Below are 23,879 nucleotides of genomic sequence, written 5' to 3' on the forward strand. Positions count from 1 at the left end.
GACAACATGCGTTTTGACGTCATCTCCACATTTCCAGAGTTCTTCTCCGTCTTGGATCTTTCCCTAGTGGGAAAGGCGCGCGACGCGGGCGTCCTCGACATCGAGGTCCACAATCTGCGGAACTGGGCAACTGGCAAACACCTGTCGGTTGATGATTCTCCCAGCGGTGGCGGTGCGGGCATGGTGATGCGCGCCGACGTGTGGGGTCACGCCATTGACGATGTCATTTCCGAGGGTGCCGTCCTCGCGATCCCGACGCCAAGCGGCGGCCCCCTGACACAGCGCGACTTGGAGAGGCTCTCTACCGCCAAGCAGATTGTCATTGCGTGTGGGCGGTACGAGGGCATCGATGCGCGTGTTGCCGAGCACTACCGCACCTCGAGCGTCGAAGTTTTCGAGTACTCGCTTGGGGACTATGTCCTCAACGGTGGGGAAGTTGCCGCAATCGCCCTCGTCGAAGGTGTGTCGCGTCTGGTCGAGGGCGTAATCGGGAACCCGGAGTCACTGGCCGAAGAGTCGCACTCTGCCGAAGGTCTGCTGGAGTATCCGGTCTATACGCTTCCTCGTAGTTGGCGCGGTCTTGAGACCCCCGCAGTGCTGTTCAGTGGAGACCACAGTCGGATACGGCGGTGGCGGCGTGACCAGGCGCTTAGCAGAACCGCTGCTCGCCGCCCGGACATGATTGAAAAGCTGCTGGGGAGGGGCAGCGAACTGGATAGAGATGACAGTGAGGTTCTGACTGCGAGAGGGATCGACATCTCCGGTGGTGGAGGTGGGTTCACCTTCGAGGTCGCTACGCCTGGCGATATTGCAGAGGTTGCTGACCTGGCTGCAAGGACCTTCCCCCTCGCGTGCCCACCCGGGACGACCCAGAGTGAGATTGATGATCACGTCGCCACCCACCTCAGTGTCGACGCTCTTCTCGCAGCGGTCGAGGACGGGGCGCGAATCACAATTGCACGCTCACTGAAAGACGGCGCCATCGCAGCGTATGCACTGATCGAAGAGCGCACTGCACCGGATCTGCCCGGGGCGTCGGAGCGGACCTGCTACCTGTCGAAGATTTATTCGGACCCGAACGTGCATGGCACCGGTGTTGCCGGCGCTCTCCTTGACTTCGCGCTGACAGATGCCATGGCATTGTGGGGCGTTAGCAGTGTCGCCCTTGGTACCAATCGCGCGAACAAGCGTGCCATCAGGTTCTACCGTAACCACGGTTTCAAGAAAGTTGGTCGACGGACCTTTGATGTGGGTGGACGGAGTCACTCTGATTTTGTGTACGTGCGTGATCTCACCCAGTTCCCGCCCCGATAGCGCACAATATTCTTGGAGTGGCGCCGCGAGTTGTGGCAGACTGGTGCACCGAGAATGTTGGTGAGACCTGCCGCGGGGGGCCACCATGAGGCTTCTCAGACCAACCTTACGGACTTCGGTCCGGTTATGTGTTGCCACGACCTGCGGCGAAGGTAACGAGGAGCAGAAATGCAGAAGTTAGATTTCCTTGACGCAGACTCAATGCGTGAAAGCATCCCCACGTTTCGTCCCGGTGACAACGTAAAGGTTCACGTGAAGGTTATTGAAGGTAGCCGTTCCCGTATCCAGATCTTCCAGGGCATCGTCATCGCCCGCAAGGGTCACGGGGTTACGGAGACTTTCACCGTCCGCAAGATTTCCTTTGGCGTAGGTGTGGAACGCACCTTCCCTCTTCATTCCCCAACGATTGAAGAGATCGAAGTTGTCTCCCGTGGTGACGTCCGCCGCGCAAAGCTTTACTACTTGCGTGACCGTGTTGGTAAGTCAGCGCGGATCAAGGAAAAGCGTATCAACGTAACGAAATAGACATTGAGTTACCACGAACGTGGTACTTCATCGATGGCCCAGTCACCGCGAGCGGTAGACTGGGCCATCATGCATCCAGAGTTACCAGAGACGGACCCTCCGTCCCCACAAGGTGGCGGCACAGACGGTCGTCTGGATTCCAACTCGCCGCCCGCAATGCCCCCGTCTTTTGCTGTGCCTCCAGGTCGTGAGCTCCGACCCACCGTAGAAAAACTGCCACCACACGGCACCCAGTTGCCATCACGCATGGGAAACCGCACCGTCCAAAGCCCGCGAGCAAGACGTGTTGGGCGTGCCCTGCTAGAGGTTGTTGCGGTTGTTGGGATTGCTGCGATACTCGCCCTCGGACTGAGGGCTTTCGTGGTGCAGGTTTACAAGATTCCTTCCGAATCGATGATGGACACCCTGAATGTCGGCTCCCGTATCGCTGTGAACAGTGTTCCTGGTTGGGGGAAACAGGTGGAACGCGGTGACATTGTTGTCTTTCGTGATTCAGAAGGCTGGTTGGATCCTGTCGATCAGACCACAAACTCCGTTTGGTCAACCGTTGCGGGATGGTTCGGCTTCGCTCCACAGGGTTCCGAGCAGATCGTCGTGAAACGTGTGATCGGTGTCGGCGGGGATACCGTCACCTGCTGTGACGACCTCGGGCGACTCTCCGTAAACGGAGTTGCCATTGACGAACCGTACTTGGCGGAGGGCGCAGTCCCATCGACAACACCCTTCTCCGTGGTGGTCCCGGAAGGCTCGTACTGGATGATGGGTGACAATCGGCAACGGTCAGCAGATTCCGAGTACCACCTTGAGAATGGTCAAAATCCGTTCATTCCGGAAGGCTCCGTGATCGGGAGGGCGCAGTGGGAGATTTGGCCCCTTTCTGACTGGTCATACCTGGGCAATCGGGATGTCTTCGCATCCGTCCCAGACCCACAAGACGTGTCATGAAGGTGATCCCCACTGGTGAAGTCGATCGCGCACTTCTGGATTCCTGGGGTTCGCTGGCAGGGGTGGACGAGGTCGGACGTGGCGCACTTGCCGGGCCGCTCGCGGTTGGGGTTGTGGTGGTTGACAGGGAATGCGGGCCAGCGCCCGAGGGCGTGGCGGACTCAAAAACCCTGCGCCCCAGTGTTCGTGAGGCACTGGTCGAACCAATAGGTTCATGGGCTCGTGCCAGTGCCATTGGCTGGGCCAGCCCAAGTGAAGTTAGTTCCGCGGGTGTCACCGCAGCGCTTCGCATGGCGTCGCTGAGGGCGTTCGCCCTCGTGCACAGGCAATTGCAATGCGGCGGGCACACTCCACTCGGTGCGGTCTTGTTGGATGGGAAGCACGACTACCTTTCGAACCCCACCCCCGCATTGTTTGGGGCTGATTCCAGTCCCCTGCCAGACCCCTGGGAGACGGGTCCCAATGGGTTACCCGTGGCGACAATGGTCAAGGCTGACCTGCACAGCCAAGTGGTAGCGGCCGCATCGATTATTGCCAAAGTCGCTCGGGATCGCTACATGTGTGACCTGCGGGATCCCGGCTACGGGTGGGCATCGAACAAAGGATACGGGGCCAAGTCGCACGTGGAGGGACTGGCGAGCCTTGGCGTGTCATCTCAGCATCGACTGGGTTGGCGACTCCCCGGAGTGAACTAACCTGTAGCCAGGCCAGGATTCGATTTCGACCTTTTAGGCCGTGGGATCCGGAAGGGAAAAGAAGTGAACCGCGACGACATCGAGAACTATGAGAACGCCTCTGAGCTGGGGCTCTTCAAAGAGTACCGAGACGTCGTCGCGCTCTTTAACTACGTTGTCGAAACAGACCGTCGCTTCTATCTGTGCAACTCGGTTGAGTTACAGGCACGCCCGGTGGGTAACGATATTTTCTTTGAGCTCACGCTCACGGATGCGTGGGTTTGGGACATTTACCGTCCTTCCCGCTTCGTGAAATCGGTCCGGGTGGTCACGTTCAAGGACGTCAACATCGAGGAACTCACGAAGCCGGACCTGGATATTCCCTCTTAGTCCACAGAACACGGTTTGCGGCGTCTTCCACAGATAGTTCTTTGTGGGGATGCAGGTTGCTCGCGATGAGCAGATTCTGTGTCTGTGAACATAACTACAGACACCACTCAAAAAATCGGTCGCAATGGGGAAGCTGCTGCGGCACGCTTTCTTGAACAGCGCGGCTACGCCATTGTTGCGGCCAACTGGCGTAACGGTCGCGACGGGGAAATCGACCTCATCGCCACGATTGACGACCTCATCGTTTTCGTAGAGGTCAAGACCCGGCGGCGTATCGGTGCGCACGACGCGCTCGAGGCAGTGTCGCCCCTAAAGCTGGCTCGCATGCAGCGGGTTGCCCTGGCGTGGCTCGCACATGCGGGTGAGCTTTCCGCGAGGTACCGTTTCGACGTCATAGGTGTGCACGTTGCCCCGGGCTTAGAGCCGGCTTTCGCATGGCTTCAGGATGTCGCCCAATGAACTCGACGACCCTGGCCCGCACATATGCCGTAGCGCTGCAGGGGCTGAACGGAAAGATCGTTGAGGTGCAGACCCATGTCGGCCCCGGGCTAGTGGGGACGACTCTGGTCGGGCTCCCAGATGCGTCTCTTAGAGAAGCAAAAGAGAGGGTTCGCGCAGCATTCTCCTCCTGCGCCATCCCCTCGCTTAGTAAGCGGGTAACGGTGAACCTTTCCCCAGCGGACCTTCCAAAGGCAGGCTCCGGTTTCGACCTCGCGATTGCAGTTTCCATGTTGATTGCGCGTGAGCAAATGGGCATCATCGCAGCGGCGGACACTGTTTTTGCTGCTGAACTGGGACTAGATGGCTCACTGCAGGCAGTACCCGGAGCTCTCCCAATCGCGTTGGCGGCAAGTGAAAACGGGTTCAAGAGGATAGTGGTGGCCCCAGCCATGGCGTCGGAAGCAGGCTTGGTTGAGGACGTACAAATCGTGGCGTGTGGTCATCTCCGGGACCTTCTGGCGATCTTCGGGAACAGTGGTCCGGAACTTGTCGATGCTCTTGAAGGGTGGGAACTGGTTGAACAGGAGGCTGAAGGTCGCATTCTCAGAAGTGGTGACGCACCGAGTGACCGTCCCTTAGGTGGAGGTGCTTCGCTCATCACCGCTGCCGGCGATGACGCGGACATCGTGGATGTTCGAGGACAGGCATTTGCGGTTGAAGCAATGGGGATTGCCGCCGTTGGTGGGCACCACTCAATCCTCTTGGGCCCGCCCGGTGTGGGGAAGACAATGTTGGCAACGCGACTCCGTGCGCTCCTCCCTGACTTGTCGACTCGCGACTCCGTTGAGGTGACGGCCCTCCGATCCCTAGCGGGTTCAGACGGGGCTGTTGATTCCCTGATTTCGAGGCCGCCCCTGGAGCAACCCCATCATTCAGCGACGTTGGCATCCCTGATTGGTGGGGGAAACCCGATTCGGCCGGGTTCTGTTTCCCTTGCACACGCCGGAGTTCTGGTGCTCGATGAAGCTCCCGAGTTCAGCGTCAGGGTATTGGACTCCCTACGTCAGCCCCTGGAATCTGGAACAATCGCAGTCCACAGAGCCCGACAGAGGGTTGTCTTTCCAGCGCGGTTTCAACTGGTGATGACAGCGAACCCGTGTCCCTGTGGCGGTGGGGTAAGAGCGGGTGAGGACCGCTGCCGGTGCACACACGCTCAAAGAGATCGCTACTGGGCAAGGATCTCCGGTCCACTGCTGGACAGGCTGGACATCCGCCTCCTCCTTGAACGGCCTGACCGAAATGCGCTGACAGGCGGTTCCACGGTGGATACCGCCAGCCTGCGGGAGAGGACTGTGGCGGCCAGAGCACGGTCGGAACGCAGGTGGCGAGGGCACCCGTGGCGGTTTAATGCCCAAGTTCCGGGACGCTATTTACGGGAGCGCACCGGGTTGGCCCGTGCGGATGCCCGGGCCCTCGAACAGGCAACGGAATCCGGTCACATCTCCCTCAGAGGAGTGGACCGCATTCTTCGCTTGGCCTGGTCTGTTGCTGACTGGGAGAACCACCAAGTACCACAATCCGATGATTTGGCGCGCGCATTTGAGTTGCGTGGCCAGGAAGAGAGAATCCGATGAACTTCGAAGATCCACGATCTGTGGCGGCTGGCTGGTCAAACATCGCCGAACCCGGAGATGTTTGGGCAGGAGCGTTACGCCAAGAACTTGGAGCCAGCGATGCCCTTCGCTGGGCGCACGACCCATTCAATCCGCTTCCTCACAGAGTGGAGGGGCCGGGAGGACAGAGCGGCAAAGGAGCCGCACCGGGATGGAGGGCAGCACATAAGCGCTGGCAACCGCGCTTCTACGATCTCGACGTTGAGAGGGATTTGGCGCAGTTACAGACACTTGGTGGCCGACTCGTCATCCCGGGCGATGACGAGTGGCCAGACCAGCTCGAGGATCTCGAGTTTCGCGTTCCGCCGGCCCTCTGGGTTTTGGGAAACGCACGACTGAGAGCCAAGGATGAACCGTCAGTAGCGGTTGTGGGCGCCCGTTCAGCTACTCAGTATGGGGTTCGGGTCTCCTCAGAAATGGCTTTTGACCTCGGGGAAGCGGGCATCACGGTGGTGTCGGGAGGTGCCTACGGAGTCGATGCCGCGGCACACAGGGGTGCATTGGACGCCTATGTTGAGAAAAGCAAGAAGAGCGAGACGCTCGGTGGTGTCTCTGAACGCGTACATCCCAGTACGGTTGCCATCGTCTGCGGGGGGCTTGCGAACCTTTATCCTCAGGGCAATGAGAATCTCTTCAGGCGGATCACGGCCGAAGGTGGTGCGATTGTCGCGGAAGTCCCGCCCCGCTTTCGACCTGCGAGGTGGAGGTTCCTGGAACGGAACCGGCTAATCGCGGCCTGGGCTGATGTGACGGTTGTTCCTGAAGCTGGGTTGCGGTCGGGGGCGCTGGCAACCGCAAATCGGGCCCTGGAGCTCGGACGCGATGTGGGCGCTGTTCCTGGGCCCATAACTTCGTTTGCTTCCGCTGGTCCGCACTCCCTCATTCAAGATGGTGCGGCCCTGGTGGAGTCTGCCCGCGACGTTATCGAACTGATGGTGGGTGTCGACAACCAACCGAGACAGAGAGATACGACCGGGCAACCACCGAGTCGTAACCCCCATGCGCCAAGCGTGATTGTTGAAGCGAAACTCAAGGGACTCGGACCTGTTGCCCGGCGAGTTTACGAGGCGCTCCCAGCGACCAGCTCCGCGACGACCAGCAGTGTGGTGCGTGCCGCCGGCCTTTCGAGCGAGGACGTTGGGGGAGCTCTACTGTCTCTTCGTCTGGCTGACCTTGTCTGCAGGGACGGGCAGAAGTGGGCGCGCGCAGCGTGACGGGCTACGCCCACGCAGTGCGGCTCCTCCACAAGGAGTAAGTACAGCTACCATCAAGATGTGAGTGACAACGGTGGTAGCGGGAGAGGCGACGTAACGGTTGGCGCCCTGCTGGATGACTGGCGCTCCCACCTCCTCCGCAGAGTGGGGAGGGGCCCGGCAACAGCCAAGGCGTATCTCAGCGATGCAGCGCTGCTCCTTGCCTACTGCGGGGTCACGTTTGACTCCCCGTCCACGGACCTAGCGGATGCTGTGACTGCGCGAAGAGTGAAGGGGTGGTTGGCTGCCAGGACGACCAGTGGCTTGGCCAAGTCCACCGTAGCGAGGAATGCTGCATCAGCCCGCAACCTGTGCGCCTACCTGGTAGCGGAAGGGTGGCTTGCGAACGATCCAGCGGCTGCGCTCGAGGTTGCGAAGCCGGATTCAAGACTACCGGCGGTGCTGAGCCAAGCAGGCGCTGTGCGGCTCGCGGAGCAGGCCCGGTCTGAAGCGCAGGTTTCCGGTGCGCCTCCCGAAGCTGCGCGGAACTGGGCTGCTGTGGAGCTTCTCTACTCTTCGGCCCTGCGTGTCGCAGAACTGTGCGGCCTCGATATCCCGGATGTGGACTTCGCATCCTCCACCGTTCGGGTGACAGGGAAAGGGAACAAGGTCAGGGTCGTGCCTTTCGGGGGTCCCGCTGCCACGGCGCTGAAGCAGTGGTTGAGCGTCCGCCGCGTTCTCGAGGGAGAGAGGACTCCGAGCGACGCCCTGTTCTTGGGCAGCCGCGGCGGGCGGTTGGATAGCCGTGTTCTACGAGGGGACCTTCACCGCCTGACTGCGAGGGCCGGAGTGAGGGATGTGGCGCCCCACGGTTTACGTCACTCATCTGCGACCCACCTCCTCGAGGAGGGCGCGGATCTGCGGTTTGTGCAAGAGTACCTGGGGCATTCGTCATTGCAGACGACTCAGCGCTACACCCACGTGGACGCCAAGAGGCTCCGAGATGTGTACAAGCGGGCGCACCCGCGCGCCTGAGTCCACCACAGCGGAGCACTCAAGTTCACATCTACCAGGGTTTGAGGACGGAGGGACCGACAAGCATGCGCAGGGGATTAACGTACTCGTCCGGTCCATAACGGGCCCCCCAGTGCAGCGTGCCTGGGCTGTGTCCCGGCTCAACCGTGGCAATAGGCTGGCCAGCAACGACAACGTCCCCGCTCTCCACAAGCGGAATCACGGGCTCATAGGTGGAGCGCAGCCCGCCCTCGTGCATGATTGAAACGGTTTGACGGGACACAACCATGCCTGAGAAAACGACGATTCCATCTGCTGGTGCGGCAATCGTTAACCCTATGGGCGCGCCGAGATCCACGCCGCGGTGTCCGCTTAGCCAAGGCAGCGCCGGGGGGTCAAAGGCGCGGTTGACTGCAACGGGAGTAAGGGTTGGCCACTGCCATTTCGACCGGACCGCCGCTGGCCCGGAAGTGACGCTGGCGCCATCGCGTAAGTGCACCTCTGACGCTACGGCTATGGGCGGAGCGCTGAGCAGCGTGGCCAATACGATTACCATGGCCAAGGCGTGGTTGCGAAGGTTGTAACTTGGGTTCCGATAGTTTGTCATGGGTGGGTCTCCGTGTCCGAGCAGACAACCAGTGTTGCAAACAGTCGTCAGGTACCGGGGCACTACCCGGGTTACTTGGGGATATCGCCGCATCGAGGGTTTTGGGGATGACCCCGGGCCCAAGCTTCGCGCCGGTAGCGCAAAACGGCTTCCCAGTGGGGTAGGGCTCACACAAACGCTGTGAGGATCCACCTGCTTCATCATCTAGACTTGTCAGGCACCTGTTCGCAGGTGACTACGCGTGTCATTTTCCGTGGACGGCGTCGGTCTTACCGGCGTGACGCAGCGGGGCACGGGGGCGACGGTCCTAGAGGCGCTTCCGGTCATGGCACCAGGGTTTGCGATCCGTTCTTGGCAGCAACCGCATTACGGTGCGGGATGACTTCAAGAATGGTGAGTGGACATAACCAAAAACAAGGGCCCTGGGCCCGCAACTGTTGCCAGAGGCAACGAAAGGACGAACATGGCTGTTGTAACCATGCGTCAACTGCTCGAAAGCGGAGTGCACTTCGGTCACCAGACCCGGCGCTGGAACCCGAAGATGGAACCCTACATTCTTACCGAGCGTAACGGCATCTACATCATCGATCTTCAGCAGTCGCTGAAGGACATTGATTCCGCTTACGACTTCGTGAAGGAAACCGTCACTCGTGGCGGGTCAATCCTCTTCGTCGGTACCAAGAAGCAGGCGCAGGAGCCAGTCGCAGAGCAGGCTGCTCGCGTCGGCATGCCCTATGTCAACCACCGCTGGTTGGGCGGAATGCTCACTAACTTCCAGACCGTTTCCAAGCGTCTGTCCCGCCTCAAGGAGCTTGAGCAGGTCGACTTCGACGACGTCGCGTCCTCGGGCTTCACCAAGAAGGAACTGCTGATGCAGCGCCGCGAGCGTGACAAGCTGTCGCGCACCCTCGGTGGTATTCGCGACATGGCTAAGGTCCCCTCGGCTATCTGGGTTGTCGACACAGTCAAGGAACACCTGGCAGTTGCTGAGGCGCGCAAGCTCAACATTCCCGTCATCGCCATCCTGGACACCAACTCGGATCCGGACGAGGTCGATTACGGAATCCCCGGCAATGATGACGCCATCCGCGCTGTTGGTCTGTTGACCCGCGTTATTGCGGATGCCGTGGCTGAGGGACTCCTGGCCCGCTCAGCCCCTAAGAAGGATGATTCCGCTACCGCCGAGGCCGCTGAGCCGCTGGCAGAGTGGGAACGTGAACTTCTTGAGCAGTCAGCAACCAAAGATGCTGTTGCAGCCGAGGTCGATAGCGCGACGCCAGTCGTCGCAGAGGCCGCGGCAAACGCCAGCAAAGATGGCGACGTCGAAGTAGCTGAGGCCGCAACCGAGGCCGAGGGCGAAGTTGCTGCTGAAGTAGCGGCCACCCCCGTTGACCAGGCCTAAGGCGCACCAAAGGACAAGGAGAAGCTAGAAATGGCTAACTACACACTTGCCGACGTCAAGGCACTGCGTGAGCAGACTGGCGCCGGAATGATGGATGTCAAGAACGCCCTCGTCGAAGCCGAGGGTAACTACGACGAAGCTCTGAAGATCATCCGCATGAAGGGACTCAAGTCTCTCTCGAAGCGTGAGGGGCGCGAAGCCTCCGCGGGCCTGGTTGTTGCTCAGGTTGCAGATGACTTTAAGACCGGCGTGATGGTTGAAGTGAACTCTGAGACCGACTTCGTTGCAAAGAATGAGAAGTTCATTGCGTTTGCCAACGAGGTTCTGGCGGCTGCTGCTGCGTCGGGTGCTGCGGATCTTGAGACTCTGTTGGCTTCCCCGGCGGGAGAAGGCACAGTTCAGGATCTAGTTGACGCCATGGGAGCTCAGGTTGGTGAGAAGATTCTGGTCAGCCGTATTGCTCGCGTTGAGGGCGACTATGTTGGCCTCTACCTGCACAAGACCAGCGAAGACCTGCCCGCTCAGATCGGCATTCTTGTAGCTACTGACGACAAGGGTGAAAAGGTTGCTCGCGACATTGCAATGCACATTGCAGTGTTCAAGCCTCGCTGGCTCGATAAGGACGCTATCCCTGCCGAGGTCGTTGAGGGCGAGCGTGAGACGCTCACCGCCATCACCCTCAATGAAGGCAAGCCAGAGCATATTGTTCCCAAGATTGTCGAAGGCCGTCTGTCTGCCTTCTACAAGGAGAACACGCTGCTCGCCCAAGATTACGCTAAGGATCCGTCAGTTACCGTTGGTAAGGTTCTGGACGCGGAGGGCGCATCGGTTTCGGAGTTCGTTCGTTTCCAGGTTGGCGCCTAGTCATCCAGTAGCTGCCACCTAGTTGGATTGCCAGGTATGAACCTGGCGCACTTGGTGGAAGCACGATGCACGAAGCGTAGAAGGCCGGTCCCATCCCCCACGGGGGAGGGGACCGGTTTTTGCGTGCCGGGGCGCAGCGCTGGCAAGCGTGCCGTCCGCGGGAGCGGGGCCGGGAGTGCAAATCCAGACCCCACGGCCAACATCAGGGCTATCTGATGTACGCCCAGAGCTCCCCGCCGCCGGCCTCGGCTTCTGGCTGGCCTGGTCCCACCAGAAGCACGTCACGGCCAGCGTTCTGCGCCAGGAAGGCCAGGACTGCCTCACTTTGGGCGGGAATCACGAAGCTGCCAGCGTCTTTCCATTCCTCCACCACTATGTCTTCCATGGCGCTGGAGATCTGGTTGGCTAGCGGGTGGGGATTACTTCCGACCACCAGCACGCTTCGCGGTCCCGGAACCCTCCGGTCATCACTGCGTGAACTGACGGTCTGGGGCCGCTCTGACTCGCCGACGAGGGAAGGCACGTGTTGTTTGTCGGAGTTTGCAACGCCGGCAGGGGTGGCTACATCCACGTCATCCAGCTGCTCAGGGCGGTACTCACTGCGGTAAACGGCCGCGTGATAGGCGACCACCGCCCCCGCCGCCACTAGCGTCCCTAGGGCAAAGCGCCCAGTGAAGATGGTGGTGATACCAAGCGTTCCGAGGACGAGATCCTGGAAGAAGGTCACCGCCAGGCTCACCAAACTGACCACTGCGGCGATGGCTCCCAACCATAACCACAGCAAGAGGTAGATCCGCCGGGTTGCTTCGGGAGGTGTGGTGCGGTCGCCCGCCTGGGTCGAGTCGCTTGCCTGGATCGGGTTGGCCGCCTGCGCATGGTCGCCCAGCCGCACCTCGCTGGTGTCGAGGCTCGTGGCCCGGCGCCAGAAGACCCCCCAGATTGGCGCTCCCACCCCCATCGCAACAAGCCCCATCAGCAGCGTGTTGAGCGGGGACATGCCCACCCCCACAGATGGGCTCAGCGCCTCGATCGCGGCAAAAACCACCGTTGCGACGCCAAACGTGAGAGCACCCAACCCAAGTCCCGCCATGAGGTAGAGGTAGAGTCGCAGCGCGTTCGAAGACAGTGAAAACGTCGCCCCCAGGGTGGTGCGGAAGTACCACCAGACAAGACCGCCGGCGAGGGCGGCGCCCACCTGGCTACCCGCTGCAGCAAAGTGGTCAGTGGCAGAGGTGGTCCCTGTATTCCCAATGAACCAGACGAGGACGGACCACACCAGAGCCGAGATGGATCCGAGGAAGAGGACCAGCCCACCACCCACACCCAGCGGAAGTGTGAAGATCATCCACAGGGGTCCGCGCTCAAGTTTCTGCGCCCTCGATACCCAGTAGCGGACCCAAATCAGTACCCCCGCCAGGAGTGTCCCGACTCCACCGGCAATTGCGGTGGGTGTGCCATAAACAACTGCGCCAGTCCACAGGGTTGAGGCTGAGTCACCCACCGTGGTGATGAACCCACCAACCAGGTAGAGGACGGCGATGAGAGATCCGCTCAGCAAATGGGGCGTGTTTTGGGTGACTGTCAGTGTGCGCTCGGCGATCAACCAGTTCACCAGCCAGATCGCACCCCAAACGACCACTGTTGTGAGGGACCCGCCATCCGCCGCCACGTTGTTCCCAAGTACTCCTCCGAGCAGGAAGGTCAGTGTTGGGCTCACTGCGGAAGCAGCGACGAGCAGCGCTGTGAGTGCAGTAACCGTCAGGTAGACCGCGTAAAGAGAGGAACGCTGCTGGTCCGACTTGGTTCGTTGCAACCGGCTGGTCCACCACAGTGCAACCACCAGAAGCGGGGTGCCGATGACGACGAAGGCCAGTGCTTGCGCGAGGGCGGAGTCAGAGGTATCCCAAGAGTCTGCACTCGCGCCGAACACGCGCCCAAGCAGCTCTGTGGCGCCTATACCGACGATGACGTAGAGACCGTAGAGCAAGACATACTGGAAGAACTCCCGCACATCACTGGCACCGAGCGGCCTCTTCGCATGTGTGAATCGCCGTGCTACCAGGGCGACGAGGGCGACCAAGGCGGTTAAGAGAACTGCGGCTACTGCGACTCCTGCAATCATGGGTCCTCACTCACAGTTGTAGATCGGCCAGGGTTCACCCGTGATCCGCCAGTCTCCCTCAACCTGGCGCAGTTCCAGTGTTTCGCGGTGTGACCAGGTTGAGAAACCGCCCTCGGTTTCCGTGATCTCGAGGACGACCTTGGCACTAGTGCCATTTTCCGCAGACTGCGAACCAGCCTGAATCTCAGAAGCGACGAGGGCGATTGAAGCTTGCGCTGGAGCGTAGTAGTCAAGGGGAGTGGAGCATCCCAGCGCCGGGTCCATGAGTTGTAGTGCCTGCTCATCATCTCCCTGGATGAGAGATATGACGTAGAGTTGCGCGACGCCCTCGGGGGTCGCCTCATCAAAATCGCTGCGTTGGCGTTGCCCGCTGAGGAGCGCGGCAACCAGCGCGAGCACAACAACGGCCAGCCCCGTTATTGCCAACACTGTGTTCGGTCGCACCTTCATAAGCACAGTATGGCGCCCGGGGGCCAAAATGTCGCCTAAGCTTTCGCTCATATACCTATGAAGGGAGCCAGTGTGGCCCAAGATCGACGCAGAGTCCTGCTCAAACTCTCAGGTGAGGTATTTGGCGGGGGAAAAGTGGGGCTTGATCCGGAGGTAATTTCCGGGGTAGCAGCCCAGATTGCTAAGGCTGCTGCTTCCGGCGTGGAAGTGGCAGTGGTCGTCGGGGGCGGTAACTTCTACCGCGGCGCAGAGCTGTCCGCCCACGGCCTTGATCGGGCACGCGCCGACTACATGGGCATGCTCGGGACTGTCATGAACGCGCTTGCGCTTCAGGACTTTCTTGACAAGGCCGGTGCTGAAACCCGGGTACAGACGGCGATCACCATGACCCAGGTGGCTGAGCCATACACGCCGCTTCGCGCGATCCGCCACATGGAGAAGGGGCGGGTCGTTGTTTTTGGTGCAGGATCTGGAATGCCCTTCTTTTCAACGGATACTGTCGCCGCGCAGCGCGCACTTGAGACTCACTGCGATGAGCTGCTGGTGGCGAAGAATGGCGTGGACGGTGTTTACACCGCGGATCCAAAAATCGATCCCGACGCAGAGCTGCTTGACGCTCTAACGTACGAGGACGCGTTGCGCCTACAGTTACGCGTCGTCGACGCAGCCGCATTTGCTCTCTGCCAGGAGAACGGATTGAGCATGCGCGTATTTGGCATGAATGCGCCAGGGAACATCACTGCGGCCCTAATGGGTGAGAGAATCGGGACATTGGTGACAACGTCGAACGACACGGCCGGAAAGTAGAGAAATGATTGACGACATTCTTCTGGACACAGAAGACCGAATGAACAAGGCAGTAGAGGCAACCCTGAAGGAGTTTGGGAACATCCGCACCGGGCGTGCAAACCCGCAGATGTTCACCTCACTGATGGTTGACTACTACGGAGCACCGACGCCCCTGCAGCAGTTGGCCACAATCAATATCCCAGAGGCTCGGACAGTCCTCATCTCTCCCTTTGACCGCAATGCGGTCAATGAGATCATCCACGCGATCCGCGACTCGGACCTTGGGGTCAACCCGAATGATGATGGCAAGGTCATTCGCGTCGTCCTTCCGGCGCTCACTGAGGATCGCCGCAAAGAGTATGTGAAGCAGGCGAAGTCACGTGCGGAAGATGGTCGTATTGCGGTTCGTGGCATCCGCCGTAAGGCCAAGGACCAGATTGAAGCACTGAAGAAGGACGGCGACGTCGGCGAGGATGAGGCTGAGAGGGCAGAGAAGGCTCTTGAGGTGACAACCCGCGAATACGTGGACCAGGTCGACGCAGCTTTGGCCGCAAAGGAAGCTGAGCTCCTCACGATCTAACGCATCACTTGCAGTGACAGGGACGCAGACAAGAAGAGAGCAACCACGAGGCCATGAGCCAGAACAGTCAGTCAGTATTGGCGCGGATTTTTGCCCCCGGGCCAACTCCGGATAACACGCCGCTACCAGCAACCGGGCGTGCTGGACGGAACCTCCCAGCGGCAGTCGCCTCCGGTGTCACCCTGGTTGCGGCAGTCGCTCTGGCGTTGTTCTTCGCGAGGGATCTGTTCCTGATCCTTGTTGGTTGTCTGATGGTGGTGGCACTCTGGGAGATCGCTGGCGCACTAGCTCGTAAAGGTCTCCATGTCACCCTGATACCCGTGTACGTGGGTGGCTTGGGAATGTTTGTTGCCAGCGCGCTTGGGTCCCTGGACTGGGTCATGTACGCAATGTACTTGACCTTCCTGGTGTCAACTGCGTGGCGAATCCTATCCACGAACACTCCGGGGCGTCCAATCATGGATGTGATGGCAACGGCATTCACTATCGTGTACATCCCTTTCATGGCTTCATTTGTGGGTTTGATGTCACAGAGGTCGGACACCCCGTGGCCGCTGGTGTTTTTCATTGTGGTTGTGGTTTGTAACGATCTGGGTGGATGGATGGCCGGGGTGTTGTTTGGCAAGCACCCCATGGCCCCAAAGCTGTCGCCGAAGAAGTCCTGGGAAGGATTTGCGGGTTCGGTTCTACTGTGCGGTGTCGCCGGTGGGGCCGCTACGGCCGTCCTCGGTATTCCCTGGTGGTGGGCGCTGGTATTTGCAGCGGCCGGTGCCGTGCTCGGCACACTGGGCGACCTCACTGAATCACTGATCAAGCGCGACGTCGGGTTGAAAGATATGTCGACAATTGTGCCCGGACACGGTGGGATCATGGATCGCCTTGACTCGCTGCTGTTTGCAGCGCCCGCCTTCTACCTGATCTACTCTGTAGCGTTAGGTTGGTGACGACATGAGTGATCCAAGAAAAAGCAGACACAACCAGGGTCAAGGCGGGGCGCACGAGGGCGTCCGGGCTGCAAGACCAGGCAGGATTGGCGGGGTCTCCACCCCGGCCCGTCGCGAGGTGCGCCCAACGGACCAGCCGCCAGAAGGGGCGGCTCAACCGGATGCGCGCCCCGTGCTCAGTTTCGCAGCTAAGCGTCGGGGCAAAGCCCCGGCCCACCTCGCGGATTTTGATGTTGCAAAGCGCAAAGAGTGGGCTGAAAGTCTGGGAACCAAGGGGTTCCGCGCGGATCAGATGTCGCGGCAGTACTTCGTCCATAACCAGGCCGACCCAGCGAAGATGACTGACCTGCCTCCCGCCGTTCGTGAGGGCGCCGCGAAGGAAATGCTCCCCACGTTGGTGACGGAAGCCAGTCGGCAAATAGCGGATGCCGGTGAGACGATTAAGAACCTCTGGCGTCTCTATGACGGGGTTCTTGTTGAGAGTGTCCTCATGGCCTACCCCGACAGGGTGACGTTGTGTATTTCCTCCCAGGCAGGCTGCGGAATGGCGTGCCCATTTTGCGCTACCGGGCAGATGGGACTGACACGTAACCTCTCCACCGCTGAGATCATTGAGCAGGTTCGCCACGCTAGGCGCGAATGTACAGAGGGCGTTTTCCCGGACGGCCCCGATCACCTCTCCAACGTTGTTTTTATGGGCATGGGTGAACCTCTAGCCAATATCCGTGCGGTGACGGAAACTCTGCACCGGCTGATTGATCCTGCCCCTGACGGGTTCGGCATTTCAGCCCGCAACATCACGGTGTCGACGGTTGGGCTTGTCCCTGGAATCAAGAAGCTAACCACCTTGGGAATTCCGGTCACCCTGGCGATTTCTCTGCACGCCCCGGATGACGATCTACGCGATGAGTTGATCCCGATCAACTCCCGCTGGAAGGTCGGGGAGCTGCTAGATGCAGCTCGGGCCTACTTCGTGAAGTCAGGTCGGCGCGTCTCGATTGAGTACGCCCTCATCCAGGACATGAATGATCAACCATGGCGCGCACAAAGACTAGCCGACGAGCTCAACAGGCGCGGACACGGCTGGGCACACGTCAATCCCATCCCATTGAACCCAACCCCGGGAACAATCTGGACGGCCTCAACCAAGGCAGCTCAGAATGAGTTCGTGAAGATCTTGCGCGACAATGGTATTCGCACGACAATCCGCGACACCCGTGGTGCGGACATAGATGGGGCCTGTGGTCAACTTGCCACGAACTGGGCTAGTAAGAACGAAGAGAAAAAGGCACATGCCGCTAATGAGGAGGGCTGATGGGCGACCTATTTCCCGTGACTAAAGGAATGGCACGTGGCTACGACCAGAATCAGGTCGATATGTTCTTTGCACAGTCGCGTGAAGCGTATGAAGGTGGGATGCCAGCTGAAACATTCTCGTCAGAGCAGATTCGCACTGCAGCATTTGACCTGGTGCGTGGCGGGTACACGGTGCCGCAGGTTGATTCTGCGCTGAACCGCCTCGAGATGGCATTCATCCAGCGTGACCGCTCAGCATTCGTTGCCCAGCACGGCGAAAATGCTTGGTTCGACAAAGTTGCCGAGGACGCAACCGCCCTTTACCCACGTCTCTTGCGCCCCGCGGGCGAGAGGTTCCGTCACCCCGAAGGTAACTCCCAGGGATACTCGGTCGTTGAGGTTGATGCACTGCTGGACCGTCTCTCAGCATTCTTTGATGACCGTGACCAGATCACGGAGCGGGATCTGCGCCTCGCCACCTTCAAGGTGACGCGCGGCGAAAAAGCGTACAACGAAGCACAGGTGGACGCATACCTGGGGCGTGCGATCCAGGTGCTCATGGCAGTGTCGTGAACGGCTCCGCCCCCCAACAGGTGACAATCCTTGGTTCAACCGGGTCGATTGGAACCCAGGCTCTGGAGGTTGTCTCCAGCCATACGGACAGCTTCACAGTTGTTGGTTTGGCCGCGGCAGGGGGCAACCTTGCGCTCTTAGCACAGCAGGTACGACGCTACCGCCCGCGTGTTGTGGCAGTCGCGCGGCCCCTTCTTGAAGCGGAACTCTCAGATCCTGCAGGCGCGGGCATGCAACTAACTCGAGCCGTACGTGAAGTTGGAGCTGAGCTGCTCACGGGCAGTGAAGCGACGGAAGAACTGGCAGGCCGCTACCCGGAAGCCACAGTCCTCAACGGTGTCAACGGCGGGATAGGTCTTGCCGCAACGTTGCGCGCACTGGAATGTGGCAGTCGACTTGCTCTTGCCAACAAGGAATCGTTGGTTGTCGGTGGCTCACTGGTAACCGCAGCAATGCGGTACCCGGGTCAGGTGATCCCGGTTGATTCAGAGCATTCCGCCCTCGCCCAGAGCCTTCTTGCCGGAGTCCACGAAAAGGGCATGGTGTCGCCCGTGGTGACGGGACGCAGTGAACTGCACTCGTTAGTGCTAACGGCCTCCGGTGGACCCTTCCGGGGGAAAAAGAGCTCTGAGCTGCGCGATGTGACAGCGCAACAGGCCCTTGCGCACCCCACCTGGGCAATGGGGCCCGTGGTCACGGTCAACTCTTCAACCTTGATGAATAAGGGACTGGAACTCATCGAGGCGGCACTCCTCTTCGATGTTCCCCCAGCGCAGATCACCCCTGTCATCCACCCCCAGTCAATCGTCCATTCCATGGTGACATGGCAGGATGGCTCCACCATCGCCCAAGCTTCTTACCCCGACATGAAGCTGCCCATCGCCCTAGGCCTCGACTGGCATCACCATCGGCCAAGTATTGGGCGGCCGCTGCAGTGGGGTGAAGCGACCTCGTGGACGTTCGAGCCGGTTGACAACGAAACCTTCCCAGCCCTCGCCCTGGCTCGTCAGGCGCTAGAGGCATCCGCAACCCACACCTGCGTCCTCAACGCAGCGAACGAGGTCGGAGTGGTGGCATTCCTAGACGGTCAGATCCCCTGGCACCGCATTGTTGAAACAGTTGCGGCCGTCCTGGGTGAGCATGAGGGAATCGACAAGCCAACCCTCGGAGACGTCCTTGCGGTGCAGGACTGGGCTTTCGCTCGTGCGGCACAGCTCCTCGGTCTCCCGGGCAACTCTGGGCAAGAGTCTTAGGCCGTGTTCATCGTCGGACTGGTCATCCTCATTGTCGGGCTGATGATCTCAGTTGCCCTCCACGAACTCGGGCACATGCTGCCCGCAAAGAAGTTTGGCGCCCTCGTCCCCGAATACTGGATTGGGTTTGGGCCAACGGTCTGGAAAACCAGGAAAGGTGACACCACGTACGGTGTCAAAGCCCTCCCGCTTGGTGGATACGTGCGGATCCTTGGAATGTATTTCCCGAATGGAAATGGGCGTAAGACCAAGGCCGATGGAAGTCTGACCCTTGCGGAAATGGCCCGGCAGCAGTCGGGCGCAGAACTTGAAGAAGCGGCCCGTCGTGGCCAGTCGGGGAAGCCGTTCTACAAGCTGTCGACCCCTCAGAAGCTGGTGGTTATGGCGGGTGGTCCCGTTATGAACCTGCTGATAGCAGTTGTTCTCATCGCGGTTGTGGTCATGGGGATAGGATTCAACGCGCCCTCGACCACCATTGCTGAGGTGCGCAATGCCGAGGACGGTACGGCGAGCCCGGCGGTTACCGCAGGTATCGAAGCGGGGGACCAGATTGTCCAGTGGGATGGCCGACCCGTTGAGTCATGGGAAGTTCTCACGGAGGCGATCCAAGCGACTGACGGGCCGGTAGATGTGGTCGCGATTCGTGAGGGTAGCCCCGTCAACCTAGTGGTGGAACCGCAGTTGCGCGAGGACGGCACGCGCTACGTGGGTATTGTCAGCGCGGTGGAACGCCAACGTGGAACACTCGCTGATGTCGCTGAGAACGTGTGGATGCAGGTCAGCGCAACCGGGCGGGCCATCGTCGCGCTACCCGTGAGCCTGTTTGATCTGGTCAAGTCTCTCTTTACCGGTGAGGAAAGGGATTCTTCGGGGGTCATTTCAGTGGTTGGGGTAGCGAGGCTGGCCGGGGATATTACCGGCGCACCCACGGCGGTAGATAGTGATTCCACAACCGGGACGGGAATCCCCGGGGGCATGTCATTTCTTGATCGTGCAGCCCTGATGCTCTCCCTACTGGGCGCGCTAAACGTTGCACTTTTTGTCTTCAACCTCATCCCTCTGCCCCCGCTGGATGGCGGCCACGTGGTCGGCGCGCTGTGGGGTGGGGCACGAAATGTTGGCGCAAAAGTGACTGGTAAACCACGCCCCGCACCCGCGGATACGGCACGAATGGTGCCGCTCGCGTACGCGGTTTTCGCAGTTCTCATGGTGATGACAGTGATCCTGGTTGTCGCCGATCTCGTGAAGCCAATTACGTTCGCGTAACCTGGCGGCAACTAGGTGGGATAATGGCTTGGTGAGTGAAGTTTCCCTGGGTATGCCCAAAGTTAAAGACACGCCGTTTCCCCGCAAGAAGACTCGGCTCATCCACGTCGGAGATGTGCCGGTTGGCGGGGGCAGCCCCATTTCGGTTCAGTCAATGACTACGACCAAGACGTACGACATTGGTGCGACGTTGCAGCAGATTGCGGAACTGACTGCTGCTGGTTGCGACATTGTGCGCGTGGCGTGCCCGACTGACAAGGATGCGGAAGCGCTGCCCATCATTGCACGGCAGTCAACCATTCCGGTTATTGCCGACATTCATTTCCAGCCCCGCTACGTTTTTCAGGCTATCGAGGCCGGTTGTGCGGCGGTGCGGGTCAACCCCGGAAATATCCGTAAGTTTGACGACCAGATTGCTGAGATCACGAAGGCTGCGACGGATCACGGCACCTCGTTGCGTATCGGGGTCAACGCGGGTTCGCTGGACCGTCGCATGTACGCCAAGTATGGGGGAGTGACGCCGGAAGCCCTGGTGGAATCCGCCGTCTGGGAAGCGTCTCTGTTCGAGGAGCACGGGTTCCACGACTTCAAGATTTCCGTGAAGCACAATGATCCCGTCGTGATGATTCGGGCCTATGAGCTTTTGTCCGAGGCCGGGGACTGGCCCCTTCACCTTGGTGTCACCGAGGCCGGTCCGGCCTTCCAGGGGACCATCAAGTCTGCCACGGCGTTTGGCGCACTCCTGCGGGAAGGCATTGGCGACACGATCAGGGTTTCGCTTTCGGCACCGCCGGTTGAAGAAGTCAAGGTTGGCTTGCAGATCCTCCAGTCGATGGGCCTTCGCGAACGCACCCTGGAGATTGTTTCCTGTCCGTCGTGTGGGCGTGCTCAGGTTGACGTTTACACCCTGGCTGAAGAGGTTACCGAGGGGCTCAAGGACCTTACCGTGCCCCTGCGTGTTGCTGTGATGGGCTGCGTTGTCAATGGTCCGGGGGAGGCGCGTGAGGCCGACCTGGGTGTCGCTTCCGGTAACGGCAAGGGACAGATTTTCATTCGGGGCGAGGTCGTTGAGACCGTCCCCGAAGACCAAATCGTTGAGACTCTGATTCGCCACGCTGGCGTGCTTGCTGAAGAAATGGGTCTTGAGGCCGGGGATGGCGAGGTCGAGGTTCTTGCGTAAGTTTGCAAAGGCGATCCTCCTTCCGGCTGCCGGTTTGGCCGCTTTGGCTTATATGGGTTTCCCAGCTCGGGTTGGTTTGACCGCGTCGCAAGCGCAGGTCTCCATGCCCGGGGATTTGCTGCTCCCAACCGCAGCTGTTCAGGGTGACCGCGCCGTGGTTGCTTCGGGGACCCCGGAGGATGTGTGGCCGCTCGCCCTCGAGCTGCAAAGTCTCTATGAGGACCTCTTTGATTCAGAGTTGGCGGTTGTCTATCGGCAGGCGCCGGACCTGGTTGTCTGGGAGGCAGTGATGCCCGCCCGCGATGATGACCACGACCAAGACCTGTTCCGCGCTACAGTGGCCGTGGCATTGCGCCCGGTCAGTGGGGGAACAATGATCCACGTGCGTGAACGTTACGCGGTTCTAGACGGGGTACGAGGGCGTTTTGCGGCCTCGGTCGTCCTCGCCACCAGCGCCGTGGTGACCAGCGCAAAACTGCACGGATTTCGGCGACAGGTCGCCGTGGGGCAAGCTAAGAACCCACTGAAAGACTAGGGAGTTACATGCTTACGACAATGGAGCAGCTGTTCGTTAAGACACTGCGGGAAGACCCGGCCGAAGCTGAGCTCGGGAGCCACAAGTTGCTTGTTCGGGCAGGGTACATCCGCCGCGTTGCCCCTGGTATTTACACTTGGCTGCCGCTGGGCCTCATGGTGCTGCGCAACATTGAGGCGATTATCCGCGAGGAGATGGGCAGGGCTGGGGCGCAAGAGGTCCTCTTTTCCGGCCTTCTTCCAGCCGAGCCTTACAAGTTGACCAACCGCTGGGTTGATTACGGTCCCAACCTGTTCCGACTCAAGGACCGTCGCGATAATGACTACCTGCTGGCGCCGACTCATGAAGAGATGTTCACGCTGCTGGTGAAAGAGATGGTGTCGTCCTATAAGGAACTGCCACTCACCCTGTTCCAGATCCAGGTGAAGTACCGCGATGAGGCGCGGGCCCGGGGTGGGCTGCTGCGTGGGCGTGAGTTCTCCATGAAGGACGCCTACAGTTTCGACCTCACCGATGACCAGTTGAACGATTCCTACATGGTGCAGAGGGCCGCCTACGAGCGGATTTTCACGCGCCTAGGTTTGGATTACGTGATTTGCTCTGCCGTTTCCGGTGCGATGGGAGGCTCACGTTCAGAAGAGTTCCTGCTGCCCAGCCCGGTTGGCGAAGACACGTTCGTGACTTCTCCGGGTGGGTACGTGGCTAACTCCGAGGCCGTCACAACGCCCTCGCCCACGCCGTCCCCAACCGAAGGACTGGCGCAGACCCGCGTCGTTGAGACTCCGGGTGCTGACACAATCGAGACACTGGTTGAGGTCTTGGATGAGGCCGCTCCGCGCGGAGATCGTCCCTGGCAGGCTTCGGACACCCTCAAGAACGTTGTCTTCACTGTCATCGATGGGAATGGCAAACGGGAGCTACTTGTCGTTGGTATTCCGGGGGATCGCGACATCGACATGACGCGACTTGAGGCTTCTCTGTCGCCGTTCGAGGTCGAGGTGGCAACCGAGGAAGACCTCAAGACCCACCCCGAGTTGGTTGCCGGTTACATCGGCCCACAGGCCATTGGGCCGAACTCGGCGCTACGCGTTGTGGACGAGGACGGCAACCCTTCGGGTTCCGTGCGCTACCTGGTTGATCCTCGTATCGTTTCGGGAACCGTGTGGGTTAGCGGCGCAAATGAGAAGGACCTTCATACCACCGGCCTCGTGATGGGACGCGACTTTGAGGCGGATGGATACATCGAAGCAGCGGATGTTCGCGAGGGCGACCCGGCTCCGGATGGTTCGGGACCCCTGAGTCTCAACCGAGGGATCGAGATCGGCCACATCTTCCAGTTGGGTCGCAAGTATGCGGAAGCGCTCGGCCTCACCGTCCTCGACGAAAACGGCAAGGCACGCACGGTCACCATGGGGTCGTACGGCATTGGTGTTTCTAGGGCCCTAGCTGCACTTGCTGAGGTGACTCACGATGATAAAGGGCTGGCGTGGCCGGCCTCTGTTGCACCGTTTGATGTTGATGTCATCGTCGCCGGTAAGGGAACTGATCTGGAGGACGCGGCGCGGGTCTTGGCTGAAGATCTTGACGCTTCCGGCCTGAATGTTGTGCTGGATGACCGCCGTTCGGCCTCAGCGGGCGTGAAGTTCAAGGACTCAGAGCTGCTGGGGATTCCACTTTCGGTGGTGATCGGTCGCGGGTTGAAGGACGGCGTGGTCGAATTGCGTGAACGGCGTTCAGGTGAGCGTCAAGAGGTCAAGGTGGAGGCGGCGTTTATGGCTGTAACGGCTGCGCGGAATGCACTTGTTGCCGCGGAGAACGCGGGTCTTTCGGCCTTGGAAGGGAAGTAGCA

Annotated in this window: 24 protein-coding genes; 21 read left to right on the forward strand and 3 right to left on the reverse strand. The window is 60.1% G+C overall.

What is annotated here, in order from left to right:
• The first annotated feature begins 6 nt into the window (after window positions 1–6).
• The 9 genes from trmD (at window position 7) to IDL90_RS08545 (ending at window position 8,190) form a co-directional block, all read left to right on the forward strand.
• Window positions 7–1,314, forward strand: a complete 1,308-nt coding sequence (trmD, locus tag IDL90_RS08505) for a tRNA (guanosine(37)-N1)-methyltransferase TrmD (protein WP_187995107.1) — start codon at window positions 7–9, stop codon at window positions 1,312–1,314.
• Between the two features lie 168 nt (window positions 1,315–1,482).
• Window positions 1,483–1,839, forward strand: a complete 357-nt coding sequence (gene rplS, locus IDL90_RS08510; RefSeq protein ID WP_182142198.1) for a 50S ribosomal protein L19 — start codon at window positions 1,483–1,485, stop codon at window positions 1,837–1,839.
• Between the two features lie 69 nt (window positions 1,840–1,908).
• Window positions 1,909–2,784 (forward strand): signal peptidase I, encoded by an 876-nt coding sequence (gene lepB / locus IDL90_RS08515; RefSeq protein WP_182142200.1) that lies wholly within the window; start codon window positions 1,909–1,911, stop codon window positions 2,782–2,784.
• Window positions 2,781–3,479: a ribonuclease HII gene (locus tag IDL90_RS08520; protein ID WP_187995109.1), complete on the forward strand. Its 699-nt coding sequence runs from the start codon at window positions 2,781–2,783 to the stop codon at window positions 3,477–3,479. The genes lepB and IDL90_RS08520 overlap by 4 nt, the downstream gene beginning before the upstream one ends.
• A gap of 63 nt (window positions 3,480–3,542) precedes the next feature.
• A complete protein-coding gene (locus tag IDL90_RS08525; protein WP_182142204.1) occupies window positions 3,543–3,848 on the forward strand; it encodes a DUF2469 domain-containing protein in 306 nt (101 codons plus the stop codon).
• Between the two features lie 84 nt (window positions 3,849–3,932).
• The gene (locus IDL90_RS08530) at window positions 3,933–4,307 is read left to right on the forward strand and encodes a YraN family protein (protein WP_187995112.1); all 375 of its coding nucleotides are present in this window, start codon (window positions 3,933–3,935) and stop codon (window positions 4,305–4,307) included.
• Window positions 4,304–5,923: a YifB family Mg chelatase-like AAA ATPase gene (locus IDL90_RS08535; protein ID WP_182142206.1), complete on the forward strand. Its 1,620-nt coding sequence runs from the start codon at window positions 4,304–4,306 to the stop codon at window positions 5,921–5,923. The genes IDL90_RS08530 and IDL90_RS08535 overlap by 4 nt, the downstream gene beginning before the upstream one ends.
• Complete coding sequence (locus tag IDL90_RS08540) at window positions 5,920–7,176, forward strand: DNA-processing protein DprA (RefSeq protein ID WP_182142208.1); 1,257 nt, start codon at window positions 5,920–5,922, stop codon at window positions 7,174–7,176. The genes IDL90_RS08535 and IDL90_RS08540 overlap by 4 nt, the downstream gene beginning before the upstream one ends.
• 60 nt (window positions 7,177–7,236) lie before the next feature.
• The gene (locus IDL90_RS08545) at window positions 7,237–8,190 is read left to right on the forward strand and encodes a tyrosine recombinase XerC (RefSeq protein WP_182142209.1); all 954 of its coding nucleotides are present in this window, start codon (window positions 7,237–7,239) and stop codon (window positions 8,188–8,190) included.
• Between the two features lie 31 nt (window positions 8,191–8,221).
• On the opposite strand, the gene IDL90_RS08550 is transcribed toward IDL90_RS08545, so the two are convergent.
• Entirely contained in the window at window positions 8,222–8,776 is a 555-nt protein-coding gene (locus IDL90_RS08550; protein WP_187995114.1) for a M23 family metallopeptidase, read from the reverse strand.
• A gap of 463 nt (window positions 8,777–9,239) precedes the next feature.
• Here IDL90_RS08550 and rpsB point away from each other — a divergent pair, with 463 nt between their 5' ends.
• Together rpsB and tsf are read left to right on the forward strand one after the other, a co-directional pair.
• Window positions 9,240–10,178, forward strand: a complete 939-nt coding sequence (gene rpsB / locus IDL90_RS08555) for a 30S ribosomal protein S2 (protein WP_187995116.1) — start codon at window positions 9,240–9,242, stop codon at window positions 10,176–10,178.
• 30 nt (window positions 10,179–10,208) lie between these two features.
• Window positions 10,209–11,042 carry a translation elongation factor Ts gene (tsf, locus tag IDL90_RS08560; RefSeq protein WP_187995118.1) on the forward strand — a complete coding sequence of 278 codons (834 nt, stop codon included), beginning with the start codon at window positions 10,209–10,211 and terminating at the stop codon, window positions 11,040–11,042.
• Window positions 11,043–11,250: 208 nt separating this feature from the next.
• Here tsf and IDL90_RS08565 read toward each other — a convergent pair whose 3' ends face one another.
• Together IDL90_RS08565 and IDL90_RS08570 are read right to left on the reverse strand one after the other, a co-directional pair.
• Complete coding sequence (locus IDL90_RS08565; RefSeq protein WP_187995120.1) at window positions 11,251–13,164, reverse strand: DUF5671 domain-containing protein; 1,914 nt, start codon at window positions 13,162–13,164, stop codon at window positions 11,251–11,253.
• A 6-nt stretch (window positions 13,165–13,170) separates the two neighbouring features.
• A complete protein-coding gene (locus IDL90_RS08570; protein ID WP_187995122.1) occupies window positions 13,171–13,614 on the reverse strand; it encodes a hypothetical protein in 444 nt (147 codons plus the stop codon).
• Between the two features lie 57 nt (window positions 13,615–13,671).
• On the opposite strand from IDL90_RS08570, the gene pyrH reads away from it, so the two are divergent.
• The 10 genes from pyrH to IDL90_RS08620 are packed head-to-tail and all read left to right on the forward strand — an operon-like array spanning window position 13,672 to window position 23,877.
• Entirely contained in the window at window positions 13,672–14,421 is a 750-nt protein-coding gene (gene pyrH / locus IDL90_RS08575; protein WP_220458778.1) for a UMP kinase, read from the forward strand.
• 4 nt (window positions 14,422–14,425) lie between these two features.
• Entirely contained in the window at window positions 14,426–14,983 is a 558-nt protein-coding gene (frr, locus tag IDL90_RS08580) for a ribosome recycling factor (RefSeq protein ID WP_187995124.1), read from the forward strand.
• A 53-nt stretch (window positions 14,984–15,036) separates the two neighbouring features.
• A complete protein-coding gene (locus tag IDL90_RS08585) occupies window positions 15,037–15,927 on the forward strand; it encodes a phosphatidate cytidylyltransferase (protein WP_182142224.1) in 891 nt (296 codons plus the stop codon).
• 4 nt (window positions 15,928–15,931) lie between these two features.
• Window positions 15,932–17,242, forward strand: coding sequence for a 23S rRNA (adenine(2503)-C(2))-methyltransferase RlmN (gene rlmN / locus IDL90_RS08590; RefSeq protein WP_187995126.1), 1,311 nt, complete (start codon window positions 15,932–15,934; stop codon window positions 17,240–17,242).
• Window positions 17,242–17,796, forward strand: coding sequence for a cell division protein DivIVA (locus tag IDL90_RS08595; protein WP_187995128.1), 555 nt, complete (start codon window positions 17,242–17,244; stop codon window positions 17,794–17,796). The genes rlmN and IDL90_RS08595 overlap by 1 nt, the downstream gene beginning before the upstream one ends.
• Window positions 17,793–19,049, forward strand: coding sequence for a 1-deoxy-D-xylulose-5-phosphate reductoisomerase (dxr, locus tag IDL90_RS08600; protein WP_187995130.1), 1,257 nt, complete (start codon window positions 17,793–17,795; stop codon window positions 19,047–19,049). The genes IDL90_RS08595 and dxr overlap by 4 nt, the downstream gene beginning before the upstream one ends.
• Window positions 19,050–19,052: 3 nt before the next feature.
• Window positions 19,053–20,315, forward strand: a complete 1,263-nt coding sequence (locus IDL90_RS08605) for a M50 family metallopeptidase (RefSeq protein WP_316930319.1) — start codon at window positions 19,053–19,055, stop codon at window positions 20,313–20,315.
• A gap of 52 nt (window positions 20,316–20,367) precedes the next feature.
• Window positions 20,368–21,495, forward strand: coding sequence for a flavodoxin-dependent (E)-4-hydroxy-3-methylbut-2-enyl-diphosphate synthase (gene ispG, locus IDL90_RS08610; protein ID WP_182142635.1), 1,128 nt, complete (start codon window positions 20,368–20,370; stop codon window positions 21,493–21,495).
• A complete protein-coding gene (locus tag IDL90_RS08615) occupies window positions 21,488–22,030 on the forward strand; it encodes a hypothetical protein (RefSeq protein ID WP_187995132.1) in 543 nt (180 codons plus the stop codon). The genes ispG and IDL90_RS08615 overlap by 8 nt, the downstream gene beginning before the upstream one ends.
• Before the next feature lie 8 nt (window positions 22,031–22,038).
• Entirely contained in the window at window positions 22,039–23,877 is a 1,839-nt protein-coding gene (locus IDL90_RS08620; RefSeq protein ID WP_182142233.1) for a proline--tRNA ligase, read from the forward strand.
• Window positions 23,878–23,879: the final 2 nt, after the last annotated feature.

Origin of the sequence: Schaalia sp. JY-X159 (assembly GCF_014525425.1) — a bacterium.
GTDB lineage: Bacteria > Actinomycetota > Actinomycetes > Actinomycetales > Actinomycetaceae > Scrofimicrobium.